Origin of the sequence: Streptomyces sp. NPDC048254, assembly GCF_043201895.1 — a bacterium.
Taxonomy (GTDB): domain Bacteria; phylum Actinomycetota; class Actinomycetes; order Streptomycetales; family Streptomycetaceae; genus Streptomyces.
Genome location: NZ_JBICZJ010000002.1, coordinates 558,849 through 577,768, shown reverse-complemented (window position 1 = coordinate 577,768; position 18,920 = coordinate 558,849). Strand labels below are relative to the sequence as shown.

The 18,920-nt window shown below is 71.3% G+C and carries 17 protein-coding genes and 1 pseudogene; 4 read left to right on the top strand and 14 right to left on the bottom strand.

Annotation, left to right across the window (positions count from 1 at the left end; all coding sequences use genetic code 11):
• Position 1: 1 nt before the first annotated feature.
• From ACGFZQ_RS07940 to ACGFZQ_RS07915, 6 genes are all read right to left on the bottom strand, one after another.
• Positions 2–1,339 carry a CpaF family protein gene (locus ACGFZQ_RS07940; protein WP_393839609.1) on the bottom strand — a complete coding sequence of 446 codons (1,338 nt, stop codon included), beginning with the start codon at positions 1,337–1,339 and terminating at the stop codon, positions 2–4.
• Positions 1,340–1,356: 17 nt separating this feature from the next.
• Positions 1,357–1,698 (bottom strand): TadE/TadG family type IV pilus assembly protein, encoded by a 342-nt coding sequence (locus ACGFZQ_RS07935; RefSeq protein ID WP_393839608.1) that lies wholly within the window; start codon positions 1,696–1,698, stop codon positions 1,357–1,359.
• On the bottom strand, positions 1,695–2,021 hold the full coding sequence (locus ACGFZQ_RS07930) for a pilus assembly protein (RefSeq protein ID WP_393839607.1): 327 nt from the start codon (positions 2,019–2,021) through the stop codon (positions 1,695–1,697). The genes ACGFZQ_RS07935 and ACGFZQ_RS07930 overlap by 4 nt, the downstream gene beginning before the upstream one ends.
• Positions 2,022–2,341: 320 nt before the next feature.
• On the bottom strand, positions 2,342–3,592 hold the full coding sequence (locus tag ACGFZQ_RS07925) for an AAA family ATPase (RefSeq protein WP_351741600.1): 1,251 nt from the start codon (positions 3,590–3,592) through the stop codon (positions 2,342–2,344).
• A 12-nt stretch (positions 3,593–3,604) separates the two neighbouring features.
• Positions 3,605–4,309, bottom strand: coding sequence for a Flp pilus assembly protein CpaB (cpaB, locus tag ACGFZQ_RS07920; protein WP_393839606.1), 705 nt, complete (start codon positions 4,307–4,309; stop codon positions 3,605–3,607).
• Between the two features lie 64 nt (positions 4,310–4,373).
• Positions 4,374–5,270 (bottom strand): hypothetical protein, encoded by an 897-nt coding sequence (locus tag ACGFZQ_RS07915; protein ID WP_382537680.1) that lies wholly within the window; start codon positions 5,268–5,270, stop codon positions 4,374–4,376.
• 235 nt (positions 5,271–5,505) lie between these two features.
• Here ACGFZQ_RS07915 and ACGFZQ_RS07910 point away from each other — a divergent pair, with 235 nt between their 5' ends.
• A complete protein-coding gene (locus tag ACGFZQ_RS07910) occupies positions 5,506–7,230 on the top strand; it encodes a chitinase (protein WP_393839605.1) in 1,725 nt (574 codons plus the stop codon).
• 165 nt (positions 7,231–7,395) lie between these two features.
• Here the strand turns inward: ACGFZQ_RS07910 and ACGFZQ_RS07905 are convergent, their stop codons facing one another.
• Positions 7,396–8,319 carry an anti-sigma factor RsbA family regulatory protein gene (locus ACGFZQ_RS07905; RefSeq protein ID WP_393839604.1) on the bottom strand — a complete coding sequence of 308 codons (924 nt, stop codon included), beginning with the start codon at positions 8,317–8,319 and terminating at the stop codon, positions 7,396–7,398.
• Between the two features lie 296 nt (positions 8,320–8,615).
• Here ACGFZQ_RS07905 and ACGFZQ_RS07900 point away from each other — a divergent pair, with 296 nt between their 5' ends.
• Positions 8,616–9,971 carry a M14 family metallopeptidase gene (locus tag ACGFZQ_RS07900; RefSeq protein WP_393839603.1) on the top strand — a complete coding sequence of 452 codons (1,356 nt, stop codon included), beginning with the start codon at positions 8,616–8,618 and terminating at the stop codon, positions 9,969–9,971.
• A 36-nt stretch (positions 9,972–10,007) separates the two neighbouring features.
• On the opposite strand, the gene ACGFZQ_RS07895 is transcribed toward ACGFZQ_RS07900, so the two are convergent.
• The 6 genes and pseudogenes from ACGFZQ_RS07895 to ACGFZQ_RS07870 all read right to left on the bottom strand — a co-directional run bounded on the left by ACGFZQ_RS07895 (position 10,008) and on the right by ACGFZQ_RS07870 (position 14,816).
• Positions 10,008–10,631 (bottom strand): hypothetical protein, encoded by a 624-nt coding sequence (locus ACGFZQ_RS07895; RefSeq protein WP_393839602.1) that lies wholly within the window; start codon positions 10,629–10,631, stop codon positions 10,008–10,010.
• A 64-nt stretch (positions 10,632–10,695) separates the two neighbouring features.
• Positions 10,696–10,818, bottom strand: a pseudogene (locus ACGFZQ_RS07890) (hypothetical protein); the annotation flags it as partial.
• A gap of 77 nt (positions 10,819–10,895) precedes the next feature.
• Positions 10,896–12,377, bottom strand: coding sequence for a GntP family permease (locus tag ACGFZQ_RS07885; RefSeq protein WP_393839601.1), 1,482 nt, complete (start codon positions 12,375–12,377; stop codon positions 10,896–10,898).
• Between the two features lie 125 nt (positions 12,378–12,502).
• Complete coding sequence (locus tag ACGFZQ_RS07880; RefSeq protein WP_351708518.1) at positions 12,503–12,913, bottom strand: RidA family protein; 411 nt, start codon at positions 12,911–12,913, stop codon at positions 12,503–12,505.
• On the bottom strand, positions 12,910–13,677 hold the full coding sequence (locus ACGFZQ_RS07875; RefSeq protein ID WP_393839600.1) for an IclR family transcriptional regulator: 768 nt from the start codon (positions 13,675–13,677) through the stop codon (positions 12,910–12,912). Before ACGFZQ_RS07875 ends, ACGFZQ_RS07880 begins: the two co-directional genes overlap by 4 nt.
• Positions 13,674–14,816, bottom strand: coding sequence for a sugar kinase (locus tag ACGFZQ_RS07870; protein ID WP_393839874.1), 1,143 nt, complete (start codon positions 14,814–14,816; stop codon positions 13,674–13,676). The genes ACGFZQ_RS07875 and ACGFZQ_RS07870 overlap by 4 nt, the downstream gene beginning before the upstream one ends.
• A gap of 217 nt (positions 14,817–15,033) precedes the next feature.
• Here ACGFZQ_RS07870 and ACGFZQ_RS07865 point away from each other — a divergent pair, with 217 nt between their 5' ends.
• Both ACGFZQ_RS07865 and ACGFZQ_RS07860 read left to right on the top strand, forming a co-directional pair.
• The gene (locus ACGFZQ_RS07865; RefSeq protein ID WP_393839599.1) at positions 15,034–16,314 is read left to right on the top strand and encodes an alanine racemase; all 1,281 of its coding nucleotides are present in this window, start codon (positions 15,034–15,036) and stop codon (positions 16,312–16,314) included.
• 8 nt (positions 16,315–16,322) lie between these two features.
• Positions 16,323–17,939 carry an amidohydrolase family protein gene (locus ACGFZQ_RS07860; RefSeq protein ID WP_393839598.1) on the top strand — a complete coding sequence of 539 codons (1,617 nt, stop codon included), beginning with the start codon at positions 16,323–16,325 and terminating at the stop codon, positions 17,937–17,939.
• Between the two features lie 94 nt (positions 17,940–18,033).
• On the opposite strand, the gene ACGFZQ_RS07855 is transcribed toward ACGFZQ_RS07860, so the two are convergent.
• Complete coding sequence (locus tag ACGFZQ_RS07855) at positions 18,034–18,885, bottom strand: serine protease (RefSeq protein ID WP_351741569.1); 852 nt, start codon at positions 18,883–18,885, stop codon at positions 18,034–18,036.
• Positions 18,886–18,920 lie beyond the last annotated feature (35 nt).

Here is an 18,920-nt window from a genome sequence, read left to right as displayed (position 1 = left end):
CCTACCTCGCTTCTCGGGTGGTGAGCTGGTCGAAGTGCTGGGCCACGCCGAAGGCCTGCGGGATGGGCTGGCTCGCCATGTAGAGGCGGTCGGCGGTGCGGCGCGGGAGCGGGAAGTACTGGAAGGCGCCGTGGACATGGCCGTCGTGGGTCATGGGCCGGGCGTCGAAGCGGGCCACCGTCGCCAGCCGGTACGGCTCGCTGCCGTGGCTGTCCAGTACCGCGATCTCGGTGATCCGGCGGGCGCCGTCCGCGAACCGGGTCAGCTGGACGATGACCTCGACGGCGCTGTTGATCTGGTCGTGCAGGGCGACGAAGGGGACTTCGACGTCCGACATGGAGGCCAGGGTCTGGAGCCGGGTCAGGGCGTCCTCGGCGCTGTTGGCGTGGACGGTCGCGAGCGAGCCGTCGTGGCCGGTGGACATGGCCTGGAGCATGTCCAGGGACTCACCGCCGCGGACCTCGCCGACCACGATCCGGTCGGGGCGCATCCGCAGTGAGTTGCGGACCAGGTCGCGGATGGAGACCTGGCCCTTGCCCTCGACGTTCGCCGGGCGCGACTCCAGACGGACCACGTGCGACTGCTGGAGCTGGAGTTCGGCGGAGTCCTCGATGGTGATGATGCGTTCGTGCGCCGGGATGAGCCCGGAGAGGGCGTTCAGCAGGGTCGTCTTCCCGGTGCCGGTGGCGCCGGAGACGATGATGTTGAGCTTCGCCTGCACCAGGCCGGCCAGCAGGAACACCATGTGCTCGTCGAGCGAGCCGAAGCCGATCAGCTCCTGGAGGGTGAAGGAGCGCGGGAAGCGGCGGATGGTGAGGATGGGGCCGGTCAGGGAGAGCGGCGGGATGATGACGTTGACGCGTTCGCCGGAGGGCAGGCGGGCGTCGACCATCGGGTTGGACTCGTCCACGCGGCGGTTGACCGTGGAGACGATCCGCTCGATGGTCTGCATCAGCTGGTCGGCGGACGCGAACCGCAGCGGCAGCTGCTCGACCCGGCCGCCGCGCTCGACGAAGATCGCGTCGGGGCCGTTCACCATGATCTCCGTGATCGACGCGTCTTCGAGCAGCGGCTCCAGGATGCCGAGGCCGAGAGCCTCGTCGACGACCCGGCGGATCAGCTGGGAGCGCTCGACGGTCGACAGCACCGGGCCCTCGCGGCTGATGATGTGGCCGAGGACGCGTTCGAGGCGGGCCCGGCGCTCGGCGGCGGCCAGCGCGCTCATCTCCGCGAGGTCGATCTCCTCCATGAGCTTGGCCCGGTAGGAGGAGACCAGATGGCCGTCCTCGCCCCGGCTGCCGTGCTCCTCGGGGGAGTTGATACGTGCCCGCAGGCTCATGTCGCGGTACTCCTCGTTCAGTGGTCGACGGGCATCGTGGCGGACTTGGTGGCGTTGCCCAGCTCCCAGACGATCTTCGGGATGTGGACCGTGGCGGTCACGGTGACCGAGTCGCCGCCGCCGGAGGACGCGCAGCTCACGTCGATCCCGCCGCTGACCGCGGCGGCGCAGGCCGCGCCGACGTCTTCGTGCAGCGAGGCGGCCCGTGCCCCCGCCCGGGCCGCCGTCCCGGCCTGCTCGGCGGCGTAGGCGACGGCGCCGAGCTGGATGCCGGCCAGTCCGACGATGAGCAGGACCGGGATGAAGCCCAGGTACTCGATGGCGACCTGGCCGCGGTCGCGGTCGGTGCGACGCGTCATTGCTTCACCTCCTCCACCGTGCCGGCGTGGCCGGTCACCGTGACGGGGAAGTCGATCGTGCCGGGGAAGAGGACCGGGACGTGCAGGGAGACGTCCGCGGTGACCATGCCGGTGCCGCCGCACTCCACGGTGGCGCCCTCCCGCCAGGCGCTGGAGAGGTCCTCCAGCGCGGCCTGCTCGCAGGCGCCCTGCCGTTGCCCCGGGGGGACGGCCGCGGCCGCCCGGGCGCCTTCGTCGGCGGCGTTTCCGGCGAGGGTGAAGGCGTATCCGACGAGGACGGCCTGCCACATGAGCACGAGGGTGAGGATGATGACCGGGGTCATGCCGAGGAGTTCGATAGTGACTTGGCCGCGGTCGGGCGCGGGCGCGGGCACGGCAGGCCGTCGCTCGGGCGCGGGCACGGCAGGCCGTCGCTCGGGCGCGGGCACGGCAGGCCGTCGCTCGGGCGCGGGCACGGCAGGCCGTCGCTCGGGCGCGGGCCGGTGGGGGCTGAGCGCGCAGTTCCCCGCGCCCCTACGGGGCGCCTCCTTGCGGGACGCCTCCTTGCGGGACGCTTCAAAGACGCGCGTCGCTGAAGCGCGCCCAAGGGGCGCGGGGAACCGCGCGACCGGCCCCCACGCACCCGCACCCGGCCGACGGCCTTTCATGGCAGCTCCCTCCGCCGCCGGAAACCCACCGCCGGCCGCTCCGCGCCCCGCGCCCGGCGCGGCACCGTTCCCTCCGCGGTCCGTACCAGCCCCAGCTCCCCGGCCAGCGCCCACAGCGCCTGCTTCACCGTGCTGCGGGCGTCCAGTTCGTGGATCCGCCCGGCGTCCACCACGCCCTGGAGTTCCTTGAAGTTGGCGGGGATCGGGGTGCCCGCCAGCGCCGTGCCGGTGATCCGCTGGATCAGGGCCGGCTGGATCTCCGTGGCCCTGGTGTGCCGGTTGACGACCACCGTCGTCTCCTCGGCCTTGCGGATCTGCAGCCGGTCCCACATCCGCACCGTGCGCTTGGCCGCGCGTACGGCGACCACGTCGGGCGTGGTCACCAGGAGCGCCAGGTCGGCGGTCTCCACGGCCGCCGCGCCCGCCCCGCCGAGCTGGGCGCCGCAGTCGACGACCACGATCTCGTAGCGGGAGCGCAGGGCGCTGAGGATCTGGCGGGCGGCCCGGTCGGTGACCTCCTCGCCGCGTTCGCCCTCGGCGGGTGCGAGGAGCAGGGCGAGCCCGGAGTCGTGGCGGAAGACGGCCTCGGCCATGACCCGGGGGGAGATGTCGCCCACCGCGGCCAGGTCGGCGACCGAGCGGCGGAACTGGACGTCCAGGTAGGAGGCGACGTCCCCGGTCTGGAGGTCGAGGTCGACCAGGGCGGTGGAGTGGCCGGAGGCCTGCGCGGCGAGGGCGATCTGGATCGCCACCAGGGTCGCGCCGGTCCCGCCCTTCGCGCCGCTGACGGTGACGACGGTCCCGCCGACGCCGGCGAACGCGTCCGCGCCGTGGCCGAGGTGGCGCCGTACGCCCGTGGACCACTGGGCGACCGCCTGGACGCGGCCGGCCAGCTCCTCGTAGCTCATGGGGAGCCCGACGAGGCCGCGGGCGCCGGAGTCCATCGCGGCGGCGAACAGGCCGGGGCTGGTGTCGGTGGTGACGAGGACGACGCCGACCGCCGGGAAGCGCAGGGCGACCTCGCGGATCAGCTCCAGGGCGGGGACCGGGCCGATGCGTTCGTGGACGACGACGACCTCGGGGAGTTCGTCGACGGACTCGGCGGCGAACCGGGCCAGGGTGTCGACGAGTTGGGTGGAGTCGACGACGGGCGGCAGCGGTTCGCTGTCCGGGAGCTGGCTGAGCAGGGAGACCAGGGAGCGGACGGCGTCCGCGTCACCGACGGCGGGGAGGATCCTGATGGGCATGCGAGGCGCCTCTCACTTGTCCGTCGCGAGTTCGTAGGTGCGGTCCTTGTCCGGCACGGTGGTCGTCGTGCCGGGCGCGACCAGGGCGAGCCGGACCCGCTGGGCGAAGGACTCCGCGTAGGTGAGGCGCTGGGCGTCGAGCGTGGACAGCGCGAAGGTGATGGGGACGGCATCGCTGGGCTGCTGGTTCCGGTTGTCCGGGTCCACGTAGCTGAGCTGGGCGCCGACGTCCAGGACCCGGGCGTTGGTCACGATGATCTTCGACTGGTCGGGGTCGCTCTGCTGCTTGCCCTCGAAGGTGGCGTAGACGTTGACCAGCGAGCCCGGGGTGATCTTGCCGGCCACTCCGGTGGCCGCGTCGATCATGATCGCGACCTCCTGCTCGCCGGCCTTCAGCGCGGGCTGGTCGACGATCATGTCGGTCTGGAGCAGCGAGCCCTTCTTCAGCGTGGTGACCGCGATCTTTCCCTCGATCGCGCTGAGGCTGGTGACGGCGTTGGCGGACAGCCACCGCTTGGGCATCTCGACCTTCTGGAACTGGCCGGCGCTCAGCGTCGTGTACGGCTTGACGTCCGACCGGACCTTGTACGCGGTGACCTTGGGGCCGACCTCGGACTTCGCGTTGTCGATGACCGAGAGCACGCCGGCGAACGCGCCGAGCGCGCAGATCACCGACAGGATCAGGAGTATCACGCCGCGGCGCTGACGGGAGTTCATGGACCGTGCGACCTCATCGGGGGAAGTGGGGGAACCGAGCGGTGGGTGCGGTGGGTGGTACGGGTCAGGCGGGCGTCCGCTGTTCCAGCGCGCGGTGCGCCGGCGGGTCGTAGACGGGCGGGGTGGCTGAGCAGAAGACACAGCGGTCGCCGATGACGTCGATGCCGCACCAGTGGCAGCTGGTCTGCCGGACCGAGGTGACCAGCTGGTAGAGGACCGACAGGTCGGCGAGATAGCTGGTGAACTCGATCATCCGGCCGGTCCCCCACCACTGGGACGACTCGGCCGGCAGCGGGGTCTCGCGCAGCCCGTACGCGCCCCAGGACTTGGCGAGGCCACCGATCCACTCGGACTGCAGCTGTCCCCTGGCGACCAGCATCCAGGTGCTGAACTCGGGTCCGGTCAGGGTCGCCTCGGGGCCGACCCGGACCAGTTGCGGTTGGGGGTGCGCGACGACCGCGAACTGGGTGCCGGGCATCCAGGACTTGGCGTGTGCCTTGAGGGTGACCGGGACCCGGTCCAGCTTGGCGACCGAGCCGAGGACCGCGCCGGAGTGGATGTAGTGGGTGAGCAGCCGGCCGGCCGACGCGAGTACGCCGGGGCTGAGGTCGCAGGAGGCCAGCTGCCGCAACTGCCGGGCCAGGACGGCGATGCCGAGCGGCGGGAGGTCGGGGCGGAACAGGGCGATCCGGTCGCTCTCCAGCAGGGAGCGCAGGGTGTGCAGGCGCCGGGTCACGGCTTCGGGTACGGCCGCGGAGCAGACGACGATGACGTGCCCGTGCTGCTCGATGAGCGCCACGAACTCGGCGAGGGTCTGGTCGAGGGGCCGCTGGTCCAGGTCCCGGAGCACGACCGCGGGCATGGTCCGCTCGTCCTGCACCGGCAGCGCCATGTCGGCGCTGGTCACGGCAATGGCAGTTGGCACGCGCAGCTCCCCGCTCTTCACACCCCGGCGGCCCACCGGTGTTACTCCAATGAGCCGGGACGACTTCATTGCGTGACTACCTCAGCACTGTAACCACGCCTCTGTGGCCGGAGAACAGCGTTTGTCCAGCTGTCTGGGATCCGTGACCATACAACTTGCGCCAAAACGGGACAGGTTGAGCATATGACCGGGGTCTGGTCCGGTCAGCGGCGGCTTTGAATTTGGTCTGGACCTATTGACACGTGAATTGGTCTGGACCACCTTGATTGTCATGCCCAGACTCATCCCCCGACTCGTGTCCCGGCATGCCGGACAGCGAGGTATCCGAACCTGGTCTGCCGTGGCCGCGCTCGCCACGGCACTCGCGATGGCGGGCCTGGCCTCCTCCCCGGCCTCCGCCGCCGACGTCAACAACGTGAAGAACGCCGGCTTCGAGTCGGCCCTCACCAACTGGACCTGCTCCGCGAACAGCGGTACGACCGTCTCCTCCCCCGTCCACTCCGGCGCCGCCGCCCTCAAGGCGACCCCGGCCGGGCAGGACTACGCCCAGTGCAGCCAGACGGTGGCGGTGAAGGCGAACTCCACCTACACGCTGAGCGCGTGGGTGCAGGGCTCCTACACCTACCTCGGTGTGACCGGCACCGGCACCACGGACGTGTCGACCTGGACCCCGAACACGTCCTGGACGCAGCTGTCGACGACGTTCACCACCGGCTCCTCGACCACCTCGGTCACGGTGTGGACCCACGGCTGGTACGGCCAGGCCGCCTACTACGCCGACGACGTCTCGGTCTTCGGCCCCGACGGCGGCGGCGGCTCCGACCCGGCGCCGACCGTCCCCGCCACCCCGACCGGCCTCGCGGTCTCCGGTACGACGTCGTCCTCGGCGTCCCTGTCCTGGAGCGCGGTGTCGGGCGCGACCGGCTACAACGTCTACCAGAACGGCACCAAGGTCACGGCGGTCACCGGCGCCTCGGCCACGATCACCGGCCTCGCCGCCTCGACGTCGTACTCCTTCCAGGTCACCGCGACCAACTCGGCGGGTGAGTCCGCGAAGTCGACGGCGGTGACGGCGACGACGACCGCTTCCGGCGGCAACGGCGGCGGCACGCTGCCCAAGCACGCGGTGACGGGCTACTGGCAGAACTTCAACAACGGCGCCACCGTCCAGAAGATCTCGGGCGTGCCCTCCTCCTACGACATCATCGCCGTCGCCTTCGCGGACGCGACCAGCACACCGGGCGCGGTGAGCTTCACCCTCGACTCCGCCGGGCTCGGCGGGTACACGGTCGACCAGTTCAAGGCCGACATCCAGGCCAAGAAGGCGGCCGGCAAGAAGGTCGTCATCTCCATCGGCGGCCAGAACGGCACGATCTCGGTGAGCGACTCGGCGTCCGCGACGAACTTCGCCAACTCCGTCTATTCGCTGATGCAGACGTACGGCTTCGACGGCGTCGACATCGACCTGGAGAACGGCATCAACGCCACCTACATGAGCCAGGCGCTGCGCTCGCTGTCGTCGAAGGCGGGCTCCTCGCTGATCATCACCATGGCCCCGCAGACGATCGACATGCAGTCGACGTCCAACGGGTACTTCCAGACGGCCCTGAACGTCAAGGACATCCTCACCGTCGTCAACATGCAGTACTACAACAGCGGTTCCATGCTGGGCTGCGACGGCAAGGTGTACAGCCAGGGCTCGGTGGACTTCCTCACCGCGCTGGCCTGCATCCAGCTGCAGGGCGGGCTGTCCCCGTCCCAGGTGGGCCTCGGCCTGCCGGCGTCGACCAGCGCGGCGGGCAGCGGCTACGTCTCGCCGACCGTGGTCAACAACGCCCTGGACTGCCTGACCAAGCTCACCAACTGCGGCTCCTTCAAGCCGTCGACCGCGTACCCCGACCTGCGGGGCGCGATGACCTGGTCGACCAACTGGGACGCGTCGTCGGGCAACGCGTGGTCCAACTCGGTCGGAGCCCACGTCCACGGCCTGCCGTAGCGCACCCGAGGGGCGCGGGGCCGTCGATCTGCGGCTGCCGCCGCGTGGGCACGATCAGCCACGACGATCCCGCGCTCGCACGACGGGCCGCGACGCCCACCCCCCGTCGCGGCCCGCCCGGCGGAGCCGCTCGCACCCGCACGTACCGAGCTCGAACCACACCGTTCACGCGTACTGGACGCGGATCTTCGCCCGGTCCCCCGGCGCCCCGTCCCGCACATCGACGTACGCGCACACCTGGCGGGTGAACCACAACCCCTGCCCGGGTTCCGGCTCCCCGCCCCGCGGTGGCACGAAGCCGGCGAGCGGATCCCCCACGGGCCGGCACAGCCGCAGCTCGCAGACGCAGGCCGGCGCCTCGCCCCAGGCGAGGAACTCGACGACCGGACCATGGGCGCCGGCCGCGGCCACGACCGCCCGTGCGAACAGCTCCGCGTCCGCGGCCGCCAGCCCCTGCCCGGCCGCCCAGGCGCGTACCGACTCCGCGGCCGGCAGCCAGGTGACCGTCCGCGGGGGCGGCGGCAGCGGTACGGCGTCCAGTTCGCGTACCAGTACCGGCGGTTGCTCGTACACCCCGGTACCCGGGTGGGCGCGGCGGGCCGCGTCGACGACGGCCGGCCCCGCCGTCCGGGTGTCGTACGCGCACAGGGCCGTGGTGGCGAAGGGGGCGAACAGGAGATTGGCGAGGGACTCGTAGCGGATCCACTCGGTGCTCTCCCGCGCCGAACGCCCGGCCCGGCCCGTCCAGTCGGGTTCCATGAGGAGATGAAGACGGCCGCCGGGTCCGGCGTTCGCGGCGAGGTAGCCGGCGCCCTGGGCCACGGCGTTGGCGGCCGTGCCCGTGTACCAGTCGGTGTGGTCGATGAAGCCGATGTCCCGGGCGTCGGCGCCGAGCGCGTCGCGCAGGGCGGCCAGCAGGCCGGGGGCGGCGATGGCGACGGGCGGCGGCTCGTCGGGGGCGGCGAGCCCCTTCGCGAGGAAGGGCAGGGCGGCGGCGACGAACCCTTCGTCCGAGCCGAACACGGCCATCCGGTGGTCGAAGTGGCCCTCGGCCGCGGCGGGGCGCGCGCTCGTCCTGGTGCTCGTCATCACCCAGCCCTCCTCCTGGCCCTCCGTCCACGGTCTCCCGGTGGACCGGGGAGACGCACACGGACGTCACGCGGGTGGGTGTATTTCGGTGGGGGCCGCCTGCGGTTGGGGGTAAAGGCGTACTCTGCGCGGCCGTTTCGCGCGGCCGGTTTCCGCGGCTGGATTCCGCGGCCAGTTTTACAGTCTTGACCTGTTCATGCCATTCCTTGGACGATGAGCGGCACCCGCACAGTCTCGGCACAACAACCGCACAGGTTCGTCGCAGTGAACCACCCCCACCTCCCCCAGGAGATTTCATGCGACTTCGCATTCGCGGCTCCGGCGCCCTCCGCCGCGGCCGGACCGCCGCGCTGGGCACCCTGCTGGCCCTCGCCCTCGCGGCCCCAGTGTCGGCGACGGCCACCCACGCGACCGCCGACAGCGCGCGCCCGGCGCCGCCCTCGGCCGACGACGTCCGGCAGTACGAGATCCACCAGAGCACCACCCCCGTGACCCGCGCGGCCATCCAGCAGACCGGTGTCACCGTGGACGAGGTCGACGAGGAGACGGTGGTCGTCTCCGGACGGGCCTCGCAGATCGCCGCGCTGAAACGCCTCGGCTACGAGGTCACACCCCTCGGCGCGGCCCCCGACCGGTCCACCGCCGCCGACGAGCTGCGCCTGTTCGACTTCCCGACGGCCGACTCGAAGTACCACAACTACGCCGAGGCGAACACCGAGATCGGCCAGCGGCTCGCCGCCTACCCCGCCATCATGAGCAGGCAGGTGATCGGCAAGTCGTACCAGGGCCGGGACATCGTCGCCATCAAGGTCAGCGACAACGTCGCGACGGACGAGAACGAACCCGAGGTCCTCCTCACCTTCCACCAGCACGCGCGCGAGCACCTCACGGTGGAGATGGCCCTGTATCTGCTGCGGGAGCTGGGCGCGGGATACGGCTCCGACTCCCGGGTCACGAACATCGTCAACAGCCGGGAGATCTGGATCGTCCCCGATCTCAACCCGGACGGCGGCGAGTACGACATCGCCACCGGCTCGTACCGGTCGTGGCGCAAGAACCGGCAGCCCAACTCCGGTTCGTCGTACGTCGGTACGGACCTGAACCGGAACTGGAACTACAAGTTCGGCTGCTGCGGCGGATCCTCGGGCTCCACGTCCTCGGAGACCTACCGGGGCGCGGCCGCCGAGTCGGCGCCGGAGGTGAAGGTGGTCGCCGACTTCGTGCGCAGCCGGGTCGTCGGCGGGAAGCAGCAGATCAAGGCCGGGATCGACTTCCACACGTACAGCGAGCTGGTGCTGTGGCCGTTCGGGTACACGACGGCCGACACGGCCACCGGGATGACCGCGGACGACGCGGCCGCGTTCAAGGCCGTGGGGCAGAAGATGGCGGCCAGCAACGGCTACACGCCGGAGCAGTCGAGTGATCTGTACATCACGGACGGGTCGATCGACGACTATCTGTGGGGTACGCAGAAGATCTTCGACTTCACCTTCGAGATGTACCCGACGTCCAGTTCCGGGGGCGGGTTCTACCCGCCCGACGAGGTGATCGAGCGGGAGACCTCCCGGAACCGGGACGCGGTGTTCCAGCTGCTGGAGAACGCGGACTGCATGTACCGGTCGATCGGGAAGGAAGCACAGTACTGCGGCTAGGCGGCCACGGGACCGGGGCCGCCCGCCTGCGCCGGGCTACTTCTCGTCGCGGACCTTGTCCTCGGCCTCGGTCTCGGTCTCGGTTCCGGTCTCGGTCTTGTCGTCCGCCTCCAGGGCGTCTTCCTCTTCCTCGCCGTCCTCGAAGTACGCGTCCAGGACGGCGTCCAGGTCGTCCTCCCACTCCTTGAAGCGGGTGCGGGACGTCGCCTCGATCTCGATGGGGTACCAGCGGCGCTCCGGGGTGTGAACGGTGATCGTGAAGCGCTTCCCGAAGCGCGGTGCCTCGGTCTCGATCGCGCCGATCTCGTCCCAGCGGAACTCGCACTTCTCCTCGTCGAGGCTGAGGCGCACGCCCTGGTGGTCGGCCACTATCCGGGCGCGCCGGTCGGAGGCCTCGAAGACGGGCCCATCGAGGGCGGCCTCGGTCTCCTCGGCGTCTTCGGCGTCCTCGTCCACCGCGGTGTCGGCGGCGGCCGCGTCCTTGGTCAGGGCCACCGGTTCCACCGTCGCCTCGGCACCCTCGGCACCCTCGGGCCGGGTGTCCTCCGGCCCCGCGTCCTCCGGCTTGGCGGACGCGGGTGAGGTGAGCCCGGGGATGAAGGCCGGGTCGAATCCGGCGCCTTCCAGGGGCTGGCTGTTGGCTCCTATGCGCTGCTCCACAGCGGGCAGTATGGTCCAAGAACCTGTGCCGGAGACAGCCGGTCCCGACTTCGTTATCAGACGCCTACACGAAGACGCTGAGCACACCCGCCACCACGAACCCGGCCACCGACAACACCGTCTCCAGCACGGTCCACGTCCTCAGAGTGTCCCGCTCGCTGATGCCGAAGTACTTCGCCACCATCCAGCTGCATCCATCAGTGCCCTCCGGGCACGGGCACCGACGTCGACGTGCGAGGCGAAGACGAAGCACGCACATCACGCCTACACGAAGACGCTGAGCACACCCGCCACCACGAACCCGGCCACCGACAACACCGTCTCCAACACGGTCCACGTCCTCAGAGTGTCCCGCTCGCTGATGCCGAAGTACTTGGCGACCATCCAGAAGCCGCCGTCGTTGACGTGCGAGGCGAAGATGGAGCCCGCCGAGATGGCCATGATGACGAGGGCGACGAAGGCCTGGGAGTGGTGGCCCTCGCTCAGCAGCGGGGCGACGATGCCGGCCGTCGTCACGATCGCCACCGTCGCCGAGCCCTGCGCGACCCGCAGGACGACGGAGATCAGGTAGGAGAGGACGATCACCGGGAGGCCCACGCCGTTGAAGGTGTCGGACAGGGCCTGGGCGACCCCGCTGGCCTTCAGCACGGCACCGAAGATCCCGCCCGCGCCGACCACCAGCAGGATGTTGCCGACCGGCTTGAGGGACGCGGTCGACACCGTCTCCAGGGACTTGCGGGACCAGCCGCGCCGGATGCCCAGCAGGTAGTAGGCGAGCACCAGGGCGAGGGTGAGGGCGACCATCGGCGTGCCGAAGAACTCGATCACCGAGCGGCCGGTGGAGGGGTCCAGGGCGATCGAGGAGAAGGTCGCGGCGAGGATCAGGACCAGCGGCGTACCGATGATGGCGAGGACCGTGCCGAGCGGCACCGGCGTCTCCTGCGGCTCGACGCCGGCCGCCCGCTGCTCGGCCAGCACGGCCTGCTTGGCCTCGTCGGCCGCCTCGACCATGTCCTGCGGTACGGCGACGAAGATCCGCTTGCCGATCCACGCCGAGTACACCCATGCGGCCAGCACCGCCGGGATGCCGCAGACGACGCCCATGAGGATGACCCAGCCGAGGTCGACGTGGAGCAGGGCGGCGGCGGCAACCGGGCCGGGGTGCGGCGGCAGGAAGGCGTGGGTCATGGAGAGACCGGCGAGCAGCGGAAGGCAGTACAGGAGGATCGACTTGCCGCCGCGCTTGGCGGCCGCGTAGACGAGGGGGGCGAGGACAAAGATGCCGACGTCGAAGAAGACGGGGATGCCGAAGATCAGGCCGGTGAGGCCCATGGCGAGCGGGGCCCGCTTCTCCCCGAAGAGGTTGAGCAGCCGGGAGGCCAGCACCTCTGCCCCGCCGCTGACTTCGAGGATCGCGCCGAGCATGGTGCCGAGGCCGATGATGATCGCGACATGGCCGAGGATGCCGCCCATGCCGGACTCGATGGTGGAGACGGCGTCCGAGCGCTGGACGGTGCCGAAGAGCTCGGTGACGGAGAGACCGGCCAGCAGGCCGACGGTTATGGACACGGCGAGCAGGGCGACGAAGGGCTGGAGCCGCGCCTTGATGATGAGGAAGAGGAGCAGGGCGATACCGATGGCGGCGACGGTGAGCAGTCCCGCGGTGCCGTCGAGGAGGAGGAGCAGGCCTCCGGTGTGGGGTGGGGTGGCTGGTGCGGTGGAGGCGGCGAGCGGTAGGGATGACATGTGGGGGTCCTCTTCGTATGTACAAGGTGCTTTCGGGCAGGGGGGATCGCGGCACGGCACCCGGTGGGTTGCCGTGCCGTGCAGGACGTGCGGGACGTGCGGGACGTGCGGGAGTCGGCGGGCCGTCAGCCGAGGACGGCGAGGGCGTCGATCTCGATGAGGAGGCCGGCGGGGAGACCGACGTAGACGGTCGTGCGGGCGGCGGGCGGGGCGGTGAGGCCCTGCTCCTCGAAGTAGGTGTTGTAGATGCCGTTCATCTCGGCGAAGTGGTCCACGTCCGTCAGATAGACGCGGATCATCATCACGTCGTCCCAGGAGGCGCCGCCCTCCTCCAGGATCGCCTTGACGTTGGCGAGGGTCTGGAGGGTCTGCTCGCGGAGCGTGGGGCCGGCCGGGGTCGGGGGCTTGCCCTCCTCGGCGGGCAGGAAGCCGACCTGGCCGGCGACCTGGAGGATGTTGCCCTTGCGCACACCGTGGGAGAACTTGGCGGGCGGCGTGGTGTGGGTCGTGGGGGTGAGGGCGGTCTTCTCGGTCATTGGTTGCCGGCTTCCTTGATCGGTGTTCTGCCTGAGTACTCGCCGCTGATCGCGTCCGCCGTACGGCGCACCTGCGGGAGCAGGGTGAGGAGTTCGTCGGCGGTGACGACGACGTTGGGCGCGGAGACCGACATCGCGGCGACGACCCGGCCGTCGGCGCCGCGGACGGGGGCCGCGACGCAGTTGATGGACTCCTCGTGGCCGCCGAGGTCGGTGGCCCAGCCCTGTTCGCGCACCTTGGCCAGTTCCTTGCGGAAGGCCTCCGCGTTCGGTGTCGAACGGGCCGTGTACATGGGGTAGTCGAGCTTGTCGGCGAGGGCGCGCCGCTCGGGCTCGGGCAGGTCGGCGAGGAGCAGCTTGGCGACGGCGGCGACGGTGATGGCCACCGGCTTGCCGATCCGCGAGTACATGCGCACCGGGTAGCGGCTCTCGACCTTGTCGATGTAGAGGACCTCGCCCTCCTCGAACACGGCGAGGTGCACGGTGTGCCCGCAGGCCTCGTTGAGCCGGGCCAGGTGGGGGTGGGCGATCTCGCGGATGTCGAGGTTCTCCATCGCCTCCTGGGCGAGCGCGAAGAGCCGGGCGCCGAGGCGGTAGCGCTGGTCGGACTGACGGTAGACGAGCCCGTGTTCGTGGAGGGTGCGCAGCAGCCGCAGCGCGGTCGACTTGTGCACGCCGAGGCGCTCGGCGACCTGGCCGAGGTCGGCGGGGCCCTCGGCGAGCAGCGGCAGGATGCTGAGCGCTCGGTCGACGGTCTGGCTCATGGGGTGCGTACCTCCTCTTCGGCCGGGTCGGCTTGGGTCCAGCCGGGGCCGAGTCGAAGTCTCTCCCACGCGGCCGCGTCGAGGGCGGTCAGCCGGTCGGCGGTGTCGCGGGCGGGGGGTGCGGCGAGGTCGGCGGGGGTGGTGAGAGCGGCGGCGGCGTAGAGGTGGCCGAGCCGCAGCGTTCGAGGCAGGGGCAGTCCCCGCAGGGCCCCGGAGAGAACCCCGGCGGCGAAGGCGTCACCGGCACCGACGGGGGCGACGACGTCGACGGCGGGGGCGGGTTCGAAGACGGGGGTGAGGGCGGGGGTGGGGTCACTTACCGGCGTTGGCAGGGTGCCGCTGCGCCCACCCGTGCCGCCCAAGCGGCACGACTGCCCGCAGCTGGGTGAGCTGACAAGACGCCCGCAGCTACAGCGCCCCTTCAGGGGCGCGGGGAACTGCGCGACCAGCCCCCACGCACCTGACACAAAAGCCATGGCCCCCGCTCCCCCCTGCTTCACCACCAACACCCCCGGCTCCGGCAGTACCGCCCGGACCGCCTCCGGCCCGCCCGTCACCCCCCACGCCTCCGCCGCCTCGTCCTCCCCGACAAACACAACGTCGGCCCGGCGCGCCAGCTCCAGCAGGACATCAGGGCCGTCGCCCGAACCCCACAACCCGCGCCGGTAGTTGACGTCGAAGGACACCACCGGCCGCCCCTCGTCGGGAGCCGTCAGCTCGCTCAGCAGGTCCAGGCACCCGGGCGACAGCGCGGCCGTGATGCCCGACAGGTGCAGAACCCGCCCCGCCCGCACCGCGGTCAGGTCCACCGTCTCCACCGACATGGCGGAAGCCGCCGACCCCGCCCGGTAGTACGCGACCTCGTGCGCGTCCGTCGCCCGGTCCCCCGCCGTACGGAAGTACACCCCGGTCGGCCGCACGGGGTCACGGTCCACGCGTCCCACGTCGACGCCGTACGAAGCCACCGTCTCCACCAGATGGTCGCCGAACCCGTCCGCGCCGACCCGGCTGACCCACCGCACCGAATGTCCCGCCGCCGCCAGCGCACACGCCAGGTTGGACTCCGCCCCGCCGATCGCGCGGTCGAAGGACGGCACGTCCGCGAGGCGCCCCGGCCGCGTGGGCAGGAACGTCACCATGGACTCGCCGAGCGCGACGACGTCCACGACGTCCACGACATCCGCACCGTCAACGGTGTCAACGGCGTCCGTGGCCTTCACGATGGTCGTGGCTCCTCATCGTCTCGGGTCGCTGCGGGCTCCATTGACCCGGCGTTGGCGTGGATGTTAGACAGCGGTATGCGATATACGCAATGGACGTTGCACATAATGCAACCCACCAGATCAGGGAGGCTCCGTGTCCTTCGACACCGGCACCGACGCGCTCGCCCGTCTCACGGAGGAACGCGTCGACCACCGTTTCAAGGGCCTCCCGCCCGACGCCGAGGGCCTCACCGTCGGCGAACTGGCGGCCCAGCGCCGCAACCTGTTCTCCGACGGCTTCGCCACGCCCGTGCTGGCCCTGTCCGCCGAGCGCCTGGAGCACAATCTCGCGCTCATGGAGACGTACACCGAACGGCACGGCCTCGCCTTCGCCCCGCACGGCAAGACCTCCATGGCCCCGCAGCTCTTCCGGCGCCAGGTCGAGCACGGCGCCTGGGGCATCACCCTCGCCGTCCCGCACCAGGTGCGGGTGGCCCGCGCCTTCGGCACCCGGCGGATCTTCCTGGCCAACGAGCTCGTGGACGCCGCGGCGCTGCGCTGGATCGCCGCCGAGCTGGAGCGGGACGCGGAGTTCCGCTTCGTCTGTTACGTCGACTCCGTGCGCGGGGTGGAGCTGATGGACGCGGCGCTGCAGGGGAGCTCCCGTCCGGTCGACGTCGTCGTGGAGCTGGCCGCCGGGGAGGGCGCCCGCACCGGCGTCCGTACCGAGGCGGAGTGCGCGGCGGTCGCGGACGCGGTGGCCAGGGCGGCGGGGACGCTGCGGCTGGTCGGGGTCGCCGGGTACGAGGGCGAGGTCCCGCGGGCGGACCCCGACCGGGTGCACGCCTACCTCCGGCGGCTGGTCGCGCTCGCCGCCGACTTCGACAAGGCGGGACGGTTCGCCGGCACCGACGAGATCGTCGTCAGCGCGGGCGGCAGCGCCTGGTTCGACGCGGTCGCCGACGTCTTCGCCGACATCCCCGAACTCTCCCTCCCCGTGCTGAAGTTGCTGCGGTCCGGTGCCTACGTCTCGCACGACGACGGCCGCTACCGGGAGGTCACCCCCTTCAACCGGGTGCCCGAGGAGGGCGCCCTGGAGCCGGCCTTCCGGCTCTGGGCGCAGATCGTCTCCCGCCCCTCCGCCGAGCAGGCCTTCGCCAACGCGGGCAAGCGGGACGCGGCCTACGACCTGGACCTCCCGTTCGCCCAGGTGATCCGCCGGGCGGGCACGGAGCGCCCGGCGACCGGCGTGTCGGTCACCGGCCTGTCCGACCAGCACGCCTGGCTCGCCACCACCCCCGAGGCGGACGTCCGGGTCGGGGACTGGGTGGGCCTGGGCCTCTCGCACCCGTGCACGTCGTTCGACAAGTGGCAGCTGATCCCGGTCGCCGAGGCGGACGGCACGGTCGTCGACTACGTCCGCACGTTCTTCTAGGAGGGGTCATGGAGGATCTGGTCATCCGGGACGCCGATGTCGTCGACGGCAGCGGCGCACCCTCCTACCGCGCGGACGTGGTCGTCGACGACGGCAGGATCGCCGCCGTCGTCAAGGAGGCCGCGGCGGCGGGCTGCCAGCGCCCGCGCGCGACGCGCGAGCTGGACGCCGAGGGCCTGGTCCTCTCCCCCGGCTTCATCGACATGCACGCCCACAGCGACCTGGCCCTGCTCCGCGACCCGGACCACAGCGCCAAGGCCGCACAGGGGGTCACCCTCGAAGTCCTGGGCCAGGACGGGCTGTCGTACGCCCCGGTCGACGACCGCACCCTCGCCGAGGTCCGCCGGGCCATCGCCGGCTGGAACGGCCACGGCGACGACATCGACTTCGACTGGCGCTCGGTGGGCGAGTACCTGGACCGCCTGGACCGGGGCATCGCCGTCAACGCGGCCTACCTGATCCCGCAGGGCACGGTCCGGGCGCTGGCCGTCGGCTGGGAGGACCGTGAGGCGACCCCGGCCGAGCTGGACCGGATGCGCCGGCTGGTGGCGGAGGGCATGGAACAGGGCGCCGTCGGCATGTCCTCCGGCCTCACCTACACCCCCGGCATGTACGCCGAGGACGCCGAACTGACCGAGCTGTGCCGGGTGGTGGCGTCGTACGGCGGCTACTACTGCCCGCACCACCGCTCGTACGGGGCGGGCGCCCTGGAGGCGTACGAGGAGATGGTGGCCCTGTCCCGGGAGGCGGACTGCTCCCTCCACCTGGCCCACGCCACCATGAACTTCGGCGTGAACAAGGGCCGGGCGCCCGAGCTCCTGTCGTTGCTGGACAAGGCCCTCGCGGCCGGCGCCGACATCACGCTCGACACCTACCCCTACACCCCCGGCAGCACGACCCTCGCGGCGATGCTGCCGAGCTGGGCGAACGAGGGCGGCCCGGACGCGGTCCTGGCGAGGCTGGCGGACGACGACACGGCCGAGCGCGTCCGCCACCACGTCGAGTCCCTCGGCTCCGACGGCTGCCACGGCGTCCCCATCGAGTGGGACACGATCGAGATCTCCGGCGTGGCCGACCCGGCGCTGGCGGACTTCGTCGGCCGTACGGTGGCGGAGTCGGCGCGGCTGCGCGGCGAGACCCCGTGGACGACGGCCCGCCGCCTGCTGCTGGCGGACCGGCTCGCCCCGTCGATCCTCCAGCACGTCGGCCACGAGGAGAACGTCCGCACGATCATGCGCCACCGCGTCCACACCGGCGGCTCGGACGGCATCCTCCAGGGCGCGAAGCCGCACCCCCGGGCGTACGGCACGTTTCCGCACTACCTCGGCCACTACGTACGGGAGTTGGGAGTCCTCTCCCTGGAGGAGTGCGTCGCCCACCTCACCGCCCGCCCCGCGGGCCGGCTGCGCCTGCCGGACCGCGGACTGATCCGCGAGGGCTACCGGGCCGACGTCGTCCTCTTCGACCCGGCAACGGTGGCGGCGGGCTCGACCTTCGCCGAGCCGCGCAAGCTCCCGACGGGCATCCCGCACGTCCTGATCAACGGCCGCTTCGTGATCGAGGAGGGCCGAAGAACAGACGAACTGGCGGGACGCGCCGTCCGACGCTCACCCCAACTTCCCTAGGGACGCGGGGCTGTGTCGATTTGCGGCTACCGCCGCGTGGGCGCGACCAGCCCCCCACGCACCCGCACCCGAAGACGACGCACCCAGCGGAGCGCTACGGCTTGGGCAGGGTGCAACCACTCGCACTCAGGTTCAGCACATTCCCCGTCGTGAAGCACGCCGGAATGATGTACGTCTCCTCCGCGTAGTTGATCCCCTGCCGCACCGTGACGTTCCCGCTCGCGTCCACCTCGCACGGGTTGTCGACGGTGCACCGCTCCCCGTCCTCGTTGCCGGTGTTGTTGACGGCGACGACCTGCCCCGTGGTGGTGTCGATCACCGGCGAGCCCGAGGTCCCGCCGATCGTGTTGCACGCGGAGGTGTAACGGACCGAGTCCTTCCAGGTCCAGTCGCCCTCCTTCAGCTGGTACACGAACCCGTCGATGTTGCAGCTGTAGATCGTCTTCCAGTAGCCGGAGACGACCTTGATGGCGGTGCCGGCGACGGGGTGCGTGCTGCTGACGGTGAGCGGGCTGATGCCGTAGGAGCTCTTGATCGCCGCGTACGTCGTGGTGGTGCGGTAGATCGTGACGTCCGTGTCGGTCATCGTCGAGTAGACGACCTGGTTGGCGCGGAGCGTGGCGACCTTGGTGCCGGTGGAGTTCAGCAGGCCGAAGGTGCGGCTGGAGGACTGTCCGGTGATGACCTCGCCGGGCTCCGGGAAGCCGGTCTCCAGGCAGTGGCCGTTGGTGAGGACCAGCGCCGGGTCGGTGTCCGCGGAGTTCGGGAAGCGGATGACCGAGCCGGAGCAGTTGCTGAGCGAGACGGTGCCGGCGAAGTTGACGGTCACCGCGGCGGCCGCCTTCGGCTGCGCGTCGGCCTTGGCCGCGGGTGCGGCGACCGCCGGTACCACGCCCAGCCCGGTGATGGCCAGGGAGGCGAGCGCGGCGACGAGAGGCTTGTTCATGTGGGGGGTCCCCTCTTGACGACAAGGCGACCGGA

Bases quoted from the DNA above. Each gene is read 5' to 3' on its own strand.
- ACGFZQ_RS07940 (WP_393839609.1), bottom strand. From the start codon at position 1,339: ATGAGCCTGCGGGCACGTATCAACTCCCCCGAGGAGCACGGCAGCCGG.
- ACGFZQ_RS07935 (WP_393839608.1), bottom strand. From the start codon at position 1,698: ATGACGCGTCGCACCGACCGCGACCGCGGCCAGGTCGCCATCGAGTAC.
- ACGFZQ_RS07930 (WP_393839607.1), bottom strand. From the start codon at position 2,021: ATGACCCCGGTCATCATCCTCACCCTCGTGCTCATGTGGCAGGCCGTC.
- ACGFZQ_RS07925 (WP_351741600.1), bottom strand. From the start codon at position 3,592: ATGCCCATCAGGATCCTCCCCGCCGTCGGTGACGCGGACGCCGTCCGC.
- cpaB (WP_393839606.1), bottom strand. From the start codon at position 4,309: ATGAACTCCCGTCAGCGCCGCGGCGTGATACTCCTGATCCTGTCGGTG.
- ACGFZQ_RS07910 (WP_393839605.1), top strand. From the start codon at position 5,506: ATGCCCAGACTCATCCCCCGACTCGTGTCCCGGCATGCCGGACAGCGA.
- ACGFZQ_RS07905 (WP_393839604.1), bottom strand. From the start codon at position 8,319: ATGACGAGCACCAGGACGAGCGCGCGCCCCGCCGCGGCCGAGGGCCAC.
- ACGFZQ_RS07900 (WP_393839603.1), top strand. From the start codon at position 8,616: ATGCGACTTCGCATTCGCGGCTCCGGCGCCCTCCGCCGCGGCCGGACC.
- ACGFZQ_RS07885 (WP_393839601.1), bottom strand. From the start codon at position 12,377: ATGTCATCCCTACCGCTCGCCGCCTCCACCGCACCAGCCACCCCACCC.
- ACGFZQ_RS07880 (WP_351708518.1), bottom strand. From the start codon at position 12,913: ATGACCGAGAAGACCGCCCTCACCCCCACGACCCACACCACGCCGCCC.
- ACGFZQ_RS07875 (WP_393839600.1), bottom strand. From the start codon at position 13,677: ATGAGCCAGACCGTCGACCGAGCGCTCAGCATCCTGCCGCTGCTCGCC.
- ACGFZQ_RS07870 (WP_393839874.1), bottom strand. From the start codon at position 14,816: ATGGTGACGTTCCTGCCCACGCGGCCGGGGCGCCTCGCGGACGTGCCG.
- ACGFZQ_RS07860 (WP_393839598.1), top strand. From the start codon at position 16,323: ATGGAGGATCTGGTCATCCGGGACGCCGATGTCGTCGACGGCAGCGGC.
- ACGFZQ_RS07855 (WP_351741569.1), bottom strand. From the start codon at position 18,885: ATGAACAAGCCTCTCGTCGCCGCGCTCGCCTCCCTGGCCATCACCGGG.